Origin of the sequence: Caenimonas soli (assembly GCF_013155545.1) — a bacterium.
Lineage (GTDB): Bacteria > Pseudomonadota > Gammaproteobacteria > Burkholderiales > Burkholderiaceae_C > Ramlibacter > Ramlibacter soli.
Map to the genome: position 1 here is coordinate 40,621 of NZ_JABJVV010000018.1, position 13,024 is coordinate 53,644.

A 13,024-nucleotide genomic window follows, 5' to 3' on the forward strand; every position below is an offset into this window, starting at 1 on the left:
TACTCATATCGTGGCACGCAAGTCGGAGTCCGTTCGGCGCGGTATTGATGCTTCGATGCATGCCTGGACGATATGTCGTGTGGCTATCGGTGTACAGCCGCTCGCATGCATGCTAGATATGACAATGATGCATACTAGTGCCACCGGTCCGATGCGGTTGGCTGTACTCTTTCGAGGTGAAGTCCTCGGCTTGCAAGACTTGAGGTCAGCGAGTACGAACAAACGTAGACGGTCAGTGAACGAGGCACTTGAGCTCTCGGCGACGAACTGACAGCCCATGTTCCCAGCTAGGTGGACGTGGCAAAGTGATGGCAGACGACCTGGAAGACTTCAAGCGCCGACTGGTCGTCGAATAAAGCGCGACGGGCGCAGCCTGTACGACGAGGCTGCGAAGTGTCTGTCGCAAACGGTTTCTCTCCGACGCGACATTCGTAAGCGGCTGGGCACCCCGTCTTGACTCCCGCCGGCATTCAAGGGGGTCGCGATGTTGTCAACACCTCGACGACGTGTCGCAGCAGTTGGAAGTCCACCCGCCAAGTCTTCCCGCCCATGGTTTGCAGCGTCGCCGTCCGCCGGTTGATCCGCATGATCATCCCGACCAGCACGCTCCCCTTGCAATTGTCGAAGGTCACCTTGCCGACCTTGAATTCGATGAGTCCCTGCGGCTTGGCAGGCTCCGGCGGCGGGTCGTAGGCCGCGTTGAGCGCACCCTCGATCGCCGCGTACGGGATCTTCCAGATCCTGCGCACGCTCTCTTCGAGCACGGTCGCTCGCGTGTCATGGCGGGCGATGAGCTTGCCAGCGGGATTTGGCCCGTGCGATGGTCGATGAATCGGACGGCCTGTCCGAGGTGCAGTGCGGCGCGCCCGGCGATCGTGCGCTTCGTCTCCGCGAGCATCCCGTCGATCAGGGCGCGCATCTGGTAGAGCTGGATGCTCGAAGCGCCTTGCAGCGCCTCCGTCATGTTCGAAGCGTTGTTGTCGTCGATCATGACCGTGATAACGGGCTTCGCCGCGGTCAGTGCGGCGCCGTCCAGCGATGGGGCAGCAGCTCGTCGACGCGGTCGTTGCGATGCGTCGGCAGCCGCTCCAGCACGTCCTTGAGGTAGACCCACGGATCGTGTCCATGCAGCTTGGACGATTGCACCAGGCTCATCACCACTGCCGCGCTTGCAGGCGAGTTCACTGCCCGTAAATAGCCAGGCCTTGCGACCAAGACTCCAGGGCCGGATCAGGTTCTCGATGTGGTTGTTGTCGATGCACACGGCACCGTCGTCAAGGAAACGACCGAGTGCCACCCAGCGCTTCAGGCTGAAGTCGAGCGCAGCGGCAATGCCGCCTCCGTCAGGCACGCGGGCGCGCTCCTGCTGCATCCAGGCCTGCAGCTCGTCTCACAACGGGCGCGCGTAGTGCTGACCGTGCGCAAGTCTCCCTCGACCGTCATCTCCCCAGCTTGGCTCTCGAGCCGATACATCCGTGCGATGCGCAGGATGGCATCCGTCGCGAAGCGCTTCGTACAGCGGCACGATGCTCGCGTCACCTGCGCCGAACCACGACGCCAGCGTCGAGCGCGGCGGGTGCACCATCGAGCGCGCGTTGATCTGCTCGAGTCGGTAGTACGGCAGGTGATCCACGAAGTGCGCCACGAGCGTGTGCGCGACGAGGCCGGCCGTGGGGACGCCCTTGTCGGTTCACGGCGCCCTAGCTCAACTCGGGCGCTCCGGCGGCATCCATGCAGCTCCGAGTTCAGCTCTTTGACAATGGGCGCCAACTTTGGATCGGTCTACACGCAGGGATTGGTGGGGATCAACAGCCAGGTGCGCCGCCCGCGGCTTGGACATGCACACTACGCATAACCACTATGCAAAACCCGCCTTGACACCGTAGAGGGATCGTCTCACTATTCAACCCACTGACCTGTCACGAAGTTGACCGGAACAGGGGGGATGCGTGGAGCCGTCGCAATCCGCGAGCGCGGGTAGCTGAGGACGGAGCTACTGTTGTTGCAGCGCAGCGGCACAGATGTGCTGCTGCCAATTCTAAAATGAATGGAGACGCTATGTCGCAATATCGACGCTACGCCGCTGGCATATTTGGCGGAGTTCATCTCTCGCTCGGGCTCTTTCTGGCCTTGGTTTCCAGCGTTGCTCTCGCACAGCCGACGATCAAGGTTGGCTTTGAAGAGCTGCTTTCCCTCTCTCACTAAGGAACCCCATGCGAAATATTGCCTGGCACCCGTGCCGTGTTCTCGCAGCAGCGGCAATGGCCGTTGCGATGTTTGCAACTTCGCAAGCGAATGCCCAAGAAACCATCAAGGTCGGTTTCTTCGGGCCGCTCACCGAGGGATTCGCTGGTCTTGGCATCGATGCCAAGAAGGGGGCGGGTCTTGCGGTGAAGCAGGCTAACGAAGCTGGCGGCGTAAACGGCCGCAAGATTCAGCTCGTGGCATACGACGACCGCGGCAACCGGACAGAGGCCGTTGCCGTCGCACGCAAGTTGATGGAACAGGACAACGTCGTCGCCATCATGAACGGATCTTTAAGCCTTACCAGCATCGCGGCAGCGCCGGTAATCAACGACGGCAAGGTTCCGATGGTTGTCGCCTATTCGAACGCGGTCAACGTGGTTAAGGGCAATGACTACGTGTTCCGCTGGGCCAGTGTTGCGGACGTGCAAGGCTGGGTCATGGTTCACGAAGCGCACCAACGAGGGCAGAAACGCTTTGCTCTCTTGATGCAAGACGAAGAGTATGGCCGCGGCATCATCAACGGGGCGGAGCAGGCGATCAAGAAACTGGGTGGCCAGGTGGTCTACAAGAAAGCGTTCGCCCCGTCGGAGCGAGAGTTCAGATCAATGCTCACGGAGATCAAGAACCTTAACCCCGACGCTGTGCTCATGAGTGGCTTCGGCTCGCCACTGACGGCTGTAGGCCGGCAGGGGAGCGAGCTGGGTCTATTCCCAAAGATCCAGTTCTACGTCGGATGCGACCTCAATGAAATTGACTGGTATCGAGGGATTGGCGAGCATGGTGACGGCACGATCGGCACGCTCGAATTCATTGTCCCTACGGACCATGCCATTACGAAGAAGCTGGTGATCGACTGGGAAAAGGAATACAAGGAGAAAATCATCACGCACGAGGCCGGGCTGGCCTACGATGCTACTCGCCTCATCATCGATGCGATCAAGCGTGGCGGTACGACTCGCGAAGGCATTCGCAAGGCCCTGGCCGAAACGAAGAGCTTCACCAACCTGTCTGGGGTGAACGTGTCTTTCACTGAGCTTCGTGAGCCGATGCTTCCAATCGCACTTGGAAAGTGGGACAAGGCGAAGAAGGAAATCACTCTCATCAAGTTCATCACCGATCCTGCGCTGATCGACCCCCGCCCTTGGTACGCGCATTACAAGTGAGCTCTCAACGCGAACGGCACGATGTGCCGTTCGCGTTACGGCTCGTTCGGTACCAATACCCACTTAATCTAAGGATGTACCAATGAATGGCGCAGTCATAGGCCAACAGCTGCTAAACGCCTTGGCGTTGGGGTCCGTGTACGCAATGATCGCCGTGGGACTAGCGATGATCTACGGCGTCATGCGGATCTTGCACATCGCCCACGCGGGCGTGTTTGTCGCCGGGGCATATCTCGGCCTGTATCTGTTCAAGGTATCTGGAAGTTTCGCGGTTGCGCTGGTCGGCTCGATGCTAATCACTGGGATCCTTGGCGCACTGATTGAGCAGTTCGTCTATCGACCGATGCTCGCTAAACCGCGAATCGTCGCGCTCATCGCGAGTATCGGCCTATTCATTTGCCTTTCTGACCTGTTCCGCATCATCGCGGGACCGTTTCAACTTCCGTTCGACTACCCTCCGCTGAGCGGTCAGCTCGCGTTCGCGGGTGTCACCATTCCGAAGGTGAATCTCGCGATCATCGGAGGCACGCTGGGCATCTTCGCGCTTCTGTGGTTCATCATGCAAAAGACACGCGTCGGTTTTGGCATCCGCGCCGTAGCGCAGGACGCCGAGACCGCAAAGATGATGGGCATCAATGTGAACCGCAGCGTGCAGATGGTGTTCTTCCTGAGCTCCATGATCGCCGCCTTTGGGGCCATCATGGTCGCAATTCTCTACAACTCCGTCTATACGACCATGGGCGACATGATCGGCTACAAGGCACTTGCGCTGATCGTGATAGGCGGATTCGGGAGCATTCCGGGTGCCATCCTCGCTGCCCTCCTTCTCGGCTTCGCCGAAACGTTCTTCATGACCTACTCCGAGGTTCCGCTCTCACGAGAAGCCATCGCTATGCTGATGCTTGTCCTGGTGATCCTCATTCGCCCCCAGGGCCTGTTGGGAAAGGGACCTAGCTATGCTCGATAACTACGTCATCACCATCATGTCAATGATGGCCATCTGGAGCATCGTCGCGCTCGGCCTCAACGTCATGACCGGCTGGGCCGGACAACTTAACCTCGGGATGGGCGTTTACATGGGCACGGGCGCATACATGTCCGCCATGCTCACGACGATGGCCGGCTTCACGTTCTGGGAGGCGATTGTCCCTGCAGTGCTCGCCGCGGGCGCCATGGGCTTACTCACTGGACTACCTGCACTCAGAGTGCGCGAGGACTCACTGGCGGTCCTGACGATCGGACTCGTTTTTGTCTTCGAGTCGCTACTGGTGTACCTCCCCTACTTTGGCGGCCCGGTCGGGATCAACAGGATCCCGAAGGCAATGCTGGGCGGCGAGGCGCTCGGAAATGGAGCCTACTTGTTCATCTTGCTTCTGGCATTGGCTCTCGCTATCGCCGTTTGCTGGTATGTGAAGAGAACGTGGATGGGATTGGCGCTCGAGAGCGTGCGCGAGGACGAACACGCGACGGCCGTCATCGGGATCTATCCAGTTCGGTTCAAGTTGTACGCGTTCACTATCGGGGGAGCACTTGCAGGCCTGGCTGGCGTGTTTTACGCGCACTTCATGCGGTTCATCACGCCCTATGACTTCGGTTTCATGCCATCCATCTTTGTCCTCGTGATGCTGGTCTTCGGCGGTCTCGGGACGATTCGGGGTGCGGTGTTTGGTGCTTGCCTGTTGACTGCGTTGCCGGAGCTAATCCGCTTTGTCCAGGACTACCGCAGCATGGTGTACGGCATCGTCCTCGTCCTACTCATGCTCTACGAGCCGAAGGGTCTGCTAGGCGACGGCAGCTTCGCCTGGGGACAGATCCAGCGGGGCGTCGCCAAGGTGCGTTCCCTTTTTTCGAAGGTAATCGACGCGAACGGAGAGATGCATGTTAAAAATCCGTGAGGCCTCGCGCCACTTCGGTGGTCTGGTCGCGGTCAAGCAAGTTTCGTTCGACGTTGCGCCGCGGGAAATCCTGGGTGTGATTGGTCCGAACGGCGCCGGCAAGACGACGTTCTTCAATCTGGTGAGCGGCGCCATTCCTCTATCGAGCGGGCAGATCACCTTCGAAGGGAAGTGCACTGGCGGCATGCGTCCTCACCAGGTCGCCCACCTTGGTATTGGACGAACTTTCCAGATTGTGCGGCCATTCGGTGAACTGAGCGTCCTCGAAAATGTCTTGGCTGGACTTGGCGCGCGCTTTTGCACCAGCCTGTGGCGTTCGCTGAGAATCTGTCGCGGTCGCGCGCATCTCGGGGAAGCGCGCGAACTGCTCGCCCGCACGCATCTGCTCAAGTACGAGAATGAACCAGCGCGAAACCTGCCGCTCGGTCTGTTGCGCCGGCTGGAGATCGCACGCGCCTTGGCGCTACAGCCAAAGCTCATCCTCCTCGACGAATCGTTTTCCGGCTTGAGCCATTCAGAGTGCCTGTCCCTGGTCGAGCTGGTAAAAACTCTGCGCGAAGATGGAATGACAGTCCTTCTCATCGAACACAACATGCAGATCACGATGAACCTCTGCGATCGCTTGGTAGTGCTTGATCGGGGAGAGAAGATCGCGGAAGGGCTACCGCATGACGTCCGCAGCAATGAGCGTGTCATCTCCGCCTATCTTGGGAGCGACGACTGATGATCCAGCTCGAAAACCTGAGCGCCTATTACGGGCGCGTTCAATCCCTCCGCTCTGTGTCAATGAAACTGGAGTCCGGGAGGATCTACAGCGTTCTCGGCGCCAACGGTGCGGGGAAAACGACGCTCATGCGAAGCATCCTCGGTCTCGTGCGCTCCACGGGCACGGTTCGCTTCGGCGGCGAAGACATCAGCGCCCTGCCGACGCATGAACGAATTCGTCGCGGCATCGCCATCGTTCCTGAGAATCGTCGCTTGTTCGCTGACTTCACAGTCGGTGAGAACCTTCGCATCGGCGCCGTCAATCGGAATGATCGCGAACAAGTTGAAGCTGACGTAAAGGAGATGTGCAACACCTTTCCGATCCTCGGACAGCGATTCACACAAGCTGCTCGCACCTTGTCGGGAGGTGAAGGTCAGATGCTTGCATTGGGACGTGCACTCCTGTCGAATCCAAAGCTGCTCCTTCTCGATGAGCCTTCTGTTGGCTTAATGCCCATTGCCGTGTCGGACATTTTCAAGATGGTTGCCAAGATCAGCGCGAAGAAGGGCCTCACCGTTCTGTTGGTCGAGCAGAACGCGAAGAAGGCGCTCCAGATTGCTGACTACGCGGCAATCCTAGAGCTGGGAAGCATCACTTTCCAAGGCGATGTCGAGACGTTGAAGTCCGACGACCGGCTGCAGGCAGCCTACTTGGGTGGTCACTAGGAACGGGGCCCCCGAATAGCGGGGCCTCGTCGTTGTGCAGACGGTTTGACTGCCGGTCCACTGCTTTGGCTTGAGCATGCTTGGCCGCAATGACCTACGATTTGGCACGGTGCAGAGTACGCCCGCGCTCAATCGGCCAGTCATCCAATAATCTCAGGAGTTTGCCCTCAATGGTCGTTGAAACCCAACTCTCTGCAGCCGAATTGCTCTTGCGAGACGCAGGGCGTGAGTACCACCGCACGCCGACACGCGGCAAGATTTCGATTTCCCCGACAAAGCCCTTGTCGAACCAGCGCGACCTGTCGCTTACGTATTCGCCGGGCGTGGCCTATCCCTGCCTCGACATCCAGGCCGATCCCGGCAAAGCCTGGGACTACACCTCGCGCGGCAACCTGGTCGGCGTGGTCACCAACGGCACGGCCGTGCTGGGCCTGGGCAACATCGGCCCGCTCGCCGGCAAGCCGGTGATGGAAGGCAAGGGGTGCCTGTTCAAGAAGTTCGCCGGCATCGACGTGTTCGACATCGAACTGGCGGAAACCGACCCCAACAAGCTGGTCGACATTATCGCGGCGCTGGAGCCCACGCTCGGCGGCGTCAACCTGGAAGACATCAAGGCGCCCGAGTGCTTCTACATCGAACGAAAGCTGCGCGACCGTCTCAACATCCCGGTGTTCCACGACGACCAGATCGCATGAGATCACACAGAACACCAATCGCTGCTGACTCCGATAACTCTTGGCAGGAAGAGGCGGCTCGAATTCTGCTCCTTTCTGGGTTCAGGCCAGGCGAAGCGGTTGGCCAGGTCAAACACATAGCAAATCCTCATCGGATGGGGCGTACGTTTGGTTCCGTTTGGCACGCGATGCGCAGCTTAGTAGAAAGCGAGCCGGAATTTGCAGCCAGCAAAGCGCAGGACGTAGTCCATAGCGAGCCACTTCAGTAAATCGAGCGTCCCAGCGCTTCGACATGATCATTGCATGTTGATTTCCACTGGATCCTGACCCCGGGGGGGTGCGGATAAAAACTTGGACTGGTTTTATGCCGTAAGTCCAAGGCTCTCGCGATATTCGATGGGGCTGAGAGAGCCCAGAGAGATCTTGATCCGCTTCTCGTTGTACCAGCGGATGTAGGAATTCACCACCTCAATGAATTGTTCAACGGTGGTGCTCTGCCAGTTCCTAGGATAGAACAGTTCGGTCTTCAGCCGACCGAAGAAGCCTTCGCAGGCCGCGTTGTCAGGTGAGCAGGCTTTGCGAGACATCGAGCGAGTGAGGTTCGCGTCGCTCATTCTTGATAGCCAGCCTGGCCAGCGGTAGTGGCCACCACGATCGGAGTGGACCACAGGCCCGATCGGTAGTTTCTGCCACCGTCTCAATGGCAGCATCCAGCATCGTGTTGACGAGCTCGGCATCTGGGCTGGTTCCAATGGCCCAGCTCACCACCATCCCATCGAAGCAATCGATGATGGGTGACAGGTAGACCTTGCCAGCCGGGATCTGGAACTGTGTGATGTCCGTAAGCCACTTCTCGTTGGGCGCAGCGGCTTGGAAGTCGCGGTTGATGATGTTCTCAGGCGCTGGACTGATCTCGCCAAGGTAGGACGCGTACCTGCGCCGCTTGGGCTTGGCAACAACCAGGCTTTCCTGCTTCATCAGCCGTTGCACCACCTTCTCCGAGATGGTGACGTGCTGCCTGGTCAGTGAAGCCTGCAGCCTGCGGTAGCCGTAGCAGCGGTGGTTGTTTTCGAAGATGTCGGCCATGGCACGACGCGCGTCGAGGTACTTATCTGCCACCATCACGCGGGCTCGATGGTAGAAGTACGAGCTTCGCGCAAGATCCAACTTAGCCAAGAGCTCTGGAAGGGCATAGAGCTCCTTGAGGGCGTCAATCAGCAATGTCTTCTCCCGGTTGGTCAGGAGATGCAGATCGACGCCCAGGCCTTTTTTTAGCAGTTCATTGGCCTTCTTCAAGAGATCACGTTCCAGCTGCAGTTGCCGGATGTCGCGTTGCAGGGATTCGAGCTGTCGCTGCAACTCCGCTCGCTCAGGTGTTGGGGGTGAGTGGTTGTGGCGTTTCATGGATGCGGGCGCCTCGCGGCCGAGTAGCTGATTCTTCCAGTTGTACAGCGTCGGCCTGCATACTCCCAGCCTTTCTGCCACGGCTTGCGCACCTTCCTGCCGCGTGCAAAGCTCCATGACTCCCGCCTGTTTCAATGTCTCGGGGTATCTTCGCCGGGCAACACTGCCAACGGCGGCTTTCCTGCTCTCAGGAAGTGCCTCGCGAATCCATGCGGTCAAGGTCCCACGACCGGGGTAACCCAATGCTCTCAGGGTGGCAGCAATGCATCGATCGTGATTGAGGTAGTGCTCAAGTGCCACCTCCTTTTGCGTCTGCGAGTACTTAGGACTCCGGCCCGCATAGCCCAATGGCAAATCGCGCCGTTGCTCATACTCCCGATACCAGCCCTTCAAGGCATTCTTGGTTGGGTAACCCAGCTGACGGATAGTCGGCCTGACGCGTTTGCCGAGCTTGATGTAGAGCTCGACCGCTTGAATTCTGTCTTCGTATGAATACATGAACTACCTCCTGGTAGTCCAAGGTTTCGTCCGCACCCCCTCTCAGCTCAAAGGGGTCAAACTTGCTCGGCAATCAACACTATGCTTGCATGAAGTGGTCGAGACCTTGGGCTCAGTGTGGGGCCGGACTCATTGTGCCGGCCAGACCTACACACTCCGGCAGTGCGTCAATCGACGTCGATTCCAACGCGATTCGGGATGTGCTGCGCGCAGTGGCAAGCGGTGACAGTGCCCGGTGGGGTACCCGGAAGCCGGACTTGACGAGCTCGTTAAAGTGCGCAGCCGAAGCAGCCGCGCATCACGCCCGGAACCGGGGTTCAGCGTTTAACGGCCTCAGGATAGTACTGGGGCGCTTCGCGACGGTCGAACATTCCGTAATCGCGGACAACGCGCACGGTACGGCAACGCACGCCATCCTCAAGTATGACGTCGTCGACGAAGGCTTGCGCGCTCTGCTGGTCCTTCCACGTCGACAGTGCGATGACATCTCCAGGGCTCAAGACGGCATCGAAGCTGTCCCAGGCGACAAGTCCCGGTGCTTCCACGTCGAGGTCGAGCCACTGCGCGATACCCGCGGCGCCGTTGGCCGCCACCCATTCAGGCGTTCTCTTGCCGTCCAAGAGCACGATTGTGGTTCCCTCGCCGGCGGCGGTCTCGTCCAGGCGCTGCTCACGAAGCGTCTGGCCTGCTGGCACATGGGTGTCCGAGGTTACCTGACCGACCCGAAGGTGGTAGTCCAGGAGGATTTCATTTCGGCCTAGCTCCTGCGCGCCGTGATGCTGCGCCTTGGTACGCCATCGAACGAGTGCCTTCTCGTCGCGCCATCCGGAGAGCGAGAGAATCCACCTGTCTCGCGTCAAACTGCGGTAGCGGATGTTGTCAACGAACCCCTCCACGGCCTGGAGCTCGGGCCGCAGCATCTTAGCCACCCCGATGTACGAATCCCACTGGTCGGCCGCTGGATGCACTTCGAAGATGACTGAGAACATGGTGCTCTTATGCGCTGGGCGCAGGGTTGATGTTCAGGATGTGGTTGCGATAAATCTCGGGGATGCGCGGCAGGACCAGTTCCTTGCCAAGGACCTGTGAAGTCTCAATCACCTGCGTCAGCAGCTCAATCGAGACTTGTTCGATGACTTTGGTCGAAAGCGGGGCGTAGCTCAGATGCCAAGGCTCCGGGTACATGCCGCCTTGGTAGCGCTCGTAAGGCCTGAAGAACCCGAATGTGGCAATGTTTGCGTCCAGCCACCGGTGTAGCCGCTCGAATATCCCGCCGGGGGCGACTTCCTCGGGGAGGAGCTTGGGCACATAGCCCGGGGGAGCCGCGCCGTCGATGACGTCAATCTCTGTGCCCCACTGATGTCGACTGCCACCAGGCAGCGCCGACCAGTTGAGGATGCAGTCCACGACTTGCGTCGGTGTCAATGAGTTGAAGTCGCGAGACACCCCATGGATGTCATAGAGCGGGCGCTTGCCCGAGAACTTGTTGTTCCAGATTCGCAGCTGGGTCTGGAAGTCGCGAAAAGAGCTGACCGGAACGATGTCGATGCCGTCCTTGGCGGCTGCAGCTTGCATCTCGAGGAAAGCCTCGCCGACCTCTCGCTGGGCGGCGAACCTTGTTGGCTCGTGGAACTGGACGACGTGCGTGCGGGCGCGCCCGGTGAGTTCTAGTTCGTTCAGCATGTGTGCCATCAGTGACAGGTAGATGGAGTGGAGTGACGTGCGGAAGGAGCTGAAGGCCTGTCAGCCCGATTTGAGGATTTGCTCGACGCCCATGACGGCGGCACGACTGGCGTTGTCTACCGGACCTGCCAGCACATCGGACAGGCCGAGGTCAGCCCAGAACTGGTTTGCTGCCTCATTCATCGCTTCGAGCGAGGCTTCGTCCAGGTTCTCTAGCTTGGGCGTGCCATCAGGAGCCACCCATCTGTAGCCCCATTCGAGAAGTGCATTCAGGACGGGGTCCAGCCCACGGCCCTTTGCAGTAAGCCGATAGCCACTCGTGTTCGCCCGGTCCTGCAGCTGGAATCGCTCCAATATGCCCAGGCTGACCAGCCGGTCCAGGCGCGTTGTCAAGACATTGCGCGAGATGCCCAGGTTGCGCTGAAACTCGTCGAACCGAGTGGTGCCAATCATGCACTGCCGCACGATGAGCAAACTCCACCACTCGCCCACCTCGTCGAGCGAGCGCGCGATGTTGCAGTTCATGCCACTAAGACGCTTGCGTTCCATGTTCGTTGACCGTCGGTAGTAATCCTGGCCACCGACTCCGGCTACCCCTAGCTCGGCGGAGCAGGGCGGCCGACTGCATCGGTTGCATGAAGCAACTGTAGCAGGTATAGTTGCATGGCGCAACCTGCCGCACATGACAGGGCGTCTAGTCACTCTTAGGGGTATGTCCATGAAACGCTTCGGTCAAGACGTCTATCTCGCCTCCGGGCTGCGCACGCCGTTCGGTCGTGGAGGCGGCGCGCTATCAAATTACGACTCCATCAGCTTGTCGGTTCCGATTGCCCAGGCGATGGCCGAGCAGTTGCGCGGTGGCAGGCCCGACATGGTTCTCTGGGGGACCGTGATGCCCAATCTGGGCTGGAGCAACATCGCTCGCGAAATCTGGCTTGACGCCGGCCTCGACCCCACGGTGCCTTCCTTCTCGGTGGTGCTGGCGTGCGCCACCAGCATTGCCGCGACCTTCGCTGCCGCCGGCATGATTGGGGGAGGGACTGACGCCATCATGGTGGGAGGCGTCGAGGTAATGAGCCAGCCTTCCATCGGACTGCAGCCGCACACGACAGCGCGGCTGCGCGAGCTTCTGGCCAAGGACCCGCAGGCAGCGGCGGCTGCACTGTCCCAGCTCACGCCAAGGGACTTCATCTTGCCCACTAAGGGCTGGGCAAATCGCATCACGGGCCGCACCATGGGTGACCACATGGAGGAGACGGCCAAGGGATGGAACATCTCGCGTCAGGCGCAGGACGAGTGGGCCTACCAAAGCCACATGCGCGCCGCGGCTGGATGGGAGCGAGGTTTCTTCTCTGACCTGGTGCTTCCACTGCCTGAGCTCGCCAAGGACGCAAACCTGCGGCCAGACACGACGCTCCAGAAGCTCGCTTCTCTTGCGCCGGCCTTCGACCGCACGAGCGGCAAAGGCACCGTCACTGCAGGCAATTCGTCGCCCATCACCGACGGCGCCGCCGGGGTGTGGGTGTTGTCCGAGCGAGGGCTGGAACGCCTGAAGCGCAACATTCCTGCAGTGAAGCTGGTCGACTTCGAAATCTCGGCACTCGACCCGCGCGAGGGGCTGCTCATGGCTCCCTCGTTCGCGATTCCGCGCCTTCTGAACAGGCACGGGCTGCGATACGAGAACATCAACCTGTGGGAGATTCATGAAGCGTTCGCAGCCCAGGTGCTGTCCAACGTGGCGGCTCTGGAAGAGCCGGACTGGATTGAGGACCGTACGGGGATTGCAAGCGACTTCGGCCCCTTCCCCTGGGACCGAGTGAACCCCAATGGGGGTTCCTTGGCCATCGGTCACCCCTTTGGAGCCACAGGGGCGAGGGACCTGAGCCAGGCGGTGAAGGAGCTCGCTGCGATGCCTAAAGGCTCCCGCGCAATCGTCAGCGTCTGTGCTGACGGTGGCGAAGGCGCGGTGGCGCTCCTGGAAAGCGCCTACTGACAAAGTGCAGCCCGCCGGAAGGCGGGCTGCCTCACA

13 protein-coding genes and 2 pseudogenes are annotated in these 13,024 nt (G+C 59.9%); 8 read left to right on the top strand and 7 right to left on the bottom strand.

The window, feature by feature from the left end; genetic code table 11:
* Positions 1–470 precede the first annotated feature (470 nt).
* The 3 genes and pseudogenes from HNE04_RS23000 to HNE04_RS23015 all read right to left on the bottom strand — a co-directional run bounded on the left by HNE04_RS23000 (position 471) and on the right by HNE04_RS23015 (position 1,645).
* The gene (locus tag HNE04_RS23000) at positions 471–764 is read right to left on the bottom strand and encodes a hypothetical protein (protein ID WP_172224598.1); all 294 of its coding nucleotides are present in this window, start codon (positions 762–764) and stop codon (positions 471–473) included.
* A 253-nt stretch (positions 765–1,017) separates the two neighbouring features.
* Positions 1,018–1,390 (bottom strand): annotated as a pseudogene (locus tag HNE04_RS28605) (IS66 family transposase); the annotation flags it as partial.
* A complete protein-coding gene (locus HNE04_RS23015; protein ID WP_172224603.1) occupies positions 1,391–1,645 on the bottom strand; it encodes an IS66 family transposase in 255 nt (84 codons plus the stop codon).
* 413 nt (positions 1,646–2,058) lie between these two features.
* Here HNE04_RS23015 and HNE04_RS23020 point away from each other — a divergent pair, with 413 nt between their 5' ends.
* From HNE04_RS23020 to HNE04_RS23050, 7 genes and pseudogenes are all read left to right on the top strand, one after another.
* Entirely contained in the window at positions 2,059–2,205 is a 147-nt protein-coding gene (locus HNE04_RS23020; RefSeq protein WP_172224606.1) for a hypothetical protein, read from the top strand.
* Between the two features lie 8 nt (positions 2,206–2,213).
* Positions 2,214–3,410 (top strand): ABC transporter substrate-binding protein, encoded by a 1,197-nt coding sequence (locus HNE04_RS23025; RefSeq protein WP_172224609.1) that lies wholly within the window; start codon positions 2,214–2,216, stop codon positions 3,408–3,410.
* A gap of 82 nt (positions 3,411–3,492) precedes the next feature.
* A complete protein-coding gene (locus tag HNE04_RS23030; protein WP_172224612.1) occupies positions 3,493–4,377 on the top strand; it encodes a branched-chain amino acid ABC transporter permease in 885 nt (294 codons plus the stop codon).
* A complete protein-coding gene (locus tag HNE04_RS23035) occupies positions 4,367–5,305 on the top strand; it encodes a branched-chain amino acid ABC transporter permease (protein ID WP_172224615.1) in 939 nt (312 codons plus the stop codon). The genes HNE04_RS23030 and HNE04_RS23035 overlap by 11 nt, the downstream gene beginning before the upstream one ends.
* Positions 5,289–6,029: an ABC transporter ATP-binding protein gene (locus HNE04_RS23040; protein ID WP_172224618.1), complete on the top strand. Its 741-nt coding sequence runs from the start codon at positions 5,289–5,291 to the stop codon at positions 6,027–6,029. Before HNE04_RS23035 ends, HNE04_RS23040 begins: the two co-directional genes overlap by 17 nt.
* The gene (locus HNE04_RS23045) at positions 6,029–6,736 is read left to right on the top strand and encodes an ABC transporter ATP-binding protein (RefSeq protein ID WP_172224621.1); all 708 of its coding nucleotides are present in this window, start codon (positions 6,029–6,031) and stop codon (positions 6,734–6,736) included. Before HNE04_RS23040 ends, HNE04_RS23045 begins: the two co-directional genes overlap by 1 nt.
* 170 nt (positions 6,737–6,906) lie before the next feature.
* Positions 6,907–7,422 (top strand): annotated as a pseudogene (locus HNE04_RS23050) (NADP-dependent malic enzyme); the annotation flags it as partial.
* A gap of 350 nt (positions 7,423–7,772) precedes the next feature.
* Here HNE04_RS23050 and HNE04_RS23055 read toward each other — a convergent pair.
* The 4 genes from HNE04_RS23055 to HNE04_RS23070 form a co-directional block, all read right to left on the bottom strand.
* Positions 7,773–9,312, bottom strand: a protein-coding gene (locus HNE04_RS23055) for an IS3 family transposase (RefSeq protein ID WP_172224624.1) whose coding sequence is annotated in 2 segments (ribosomal slippage) — positions 7,773–8,081 and positions 8,083–9,312 — 1,539 coding nt in all. Because the reading frame shifts where the segments join, the coding sequence is not laid out codon by codon here.
* A gap of 317 nt (positions 9,313–9,629) precedes the next feature.
* A complete protein-coding gene (locus tag HNE04_RS23060; RefSeq protein WP_172224627.1) occupies positions 9,630–10,301 on the bottom strand; it encodes an antibiotic biosynthesis monooxygenase family protein in 672 nt (223 codons plus the stop codon).
* Between the two features lie 7 nt (positions 10,302–10,308).
* Positions 10,309–10,995 (bottom strand): M15 family metallopeptidase, encoded by a 687-nt coding sequence (locus HNE04_RS23065; protein ID WP_235965333.1) that lies wholly within the window; start codon positions 10,993–10,995, stop codon positions 10,309–10,311.
* Positions 10,996–11,055: 60 nt separating this feature from the next.
* Entirely contained in the window at positions 11,056–11,544 is a 489-nt protein-coding gene (locus HNE04_RS23070; RefSeq protein ID WP_172224633.1) for a winged helix-turn-helix transcriptional regulator, read from the bottom strand.
* Between the two features lie 169 nt (positions 11,545–11,713).
* Between HNE04_RS23070 and HNE04_RS23075 the strand changes: the two genes are divergently transcribed.
* Positions 11,714–12,988 carry a thiolase family protein gene (locus HNE04_RS23075; protein WP_172224636.1) on the top strand — a complete coding sequence of 425 codons (1,275 nt, stop codon included), beginning with the start codon at positions 11,714–11,716 and terminating at the stop codon, positions 12,986–12,988.
* Positions 12,989–13,024: the final 36 nt, after the last annotated feature.

Bases quoted from the DNA above. Each gene is read 5' to 3' on its own strand.
- HNE04_RS23020 (WP_172224606.1), top strand. From the start codon at position 2,059: ATGTCGCAATATCGACGCTACGCCGCTGGCATATTTGGCGGAGTTCAT.
- HNE04_RS23025 (WP_172224609.1), top strand. From the start codon at position 2,214: ATGCGAAATATTGCCTGGCACCCGTGCCGTGTTCTCGCAGCAGCGGCA.
- HNE04_RS23030 (WP_172224612.1), top strand. From the start codon at position 3,493: ATGAATGGCGCAGTCATAGGCCAACAGCTGCTAAACGCCTTGGCGTTG.
- HNE04_RS23035 (WP_172224615.1), top strand. From the start codon at position 4,367: ATGCTCGATAACTACGTCATCACCATCATGTCAATGATGGCCATCTGG.
- HNE04_RS23040 (WP_172224618.1), top strand. From the start codon at position 5,289: ATGTTAAAAATCCGTGAGGCCTCGCGCCACTTCGGTGGTCTGGTCGCG.
- HNE04_RS23045 (WP_172224621.1), top strand. From the start codon at position 6,029: ATGATCCAGCTCGAAAACCTGAGCGCCTATTACGGGCGCGTTCAATCC.
- HNE04_RS23060 (WP_172224627.1), bottom strand. From the start codon at position 10,301: ATGTTCTCAGTCATCTTCGAAGTGCATCCAGCGGCCGACCAGTGGGAT.
- HNE04_RS23065 (WP_235965333.1), bottom strand. From the start codon at position 10,995: ATGCTGAACGAACTAGAACTCACCGGGCGCGCCCGCACGCACGTCGTC.
- HNE04_RS23070 (WP_172224633.1), bottom strand. From the start codon at position 11,544: ATGGAACGCAAGCGTCTTAGTGGCATGAACTGCAACATCGCGCGCTCG.
- HNE04_RS23075 (WP_172224636.1), top strand. From the start codon at position 11,714: ATGAAACGCTTCGGTCAAGACGTCTATCTCGCCTCCGGGCTGCGCACG.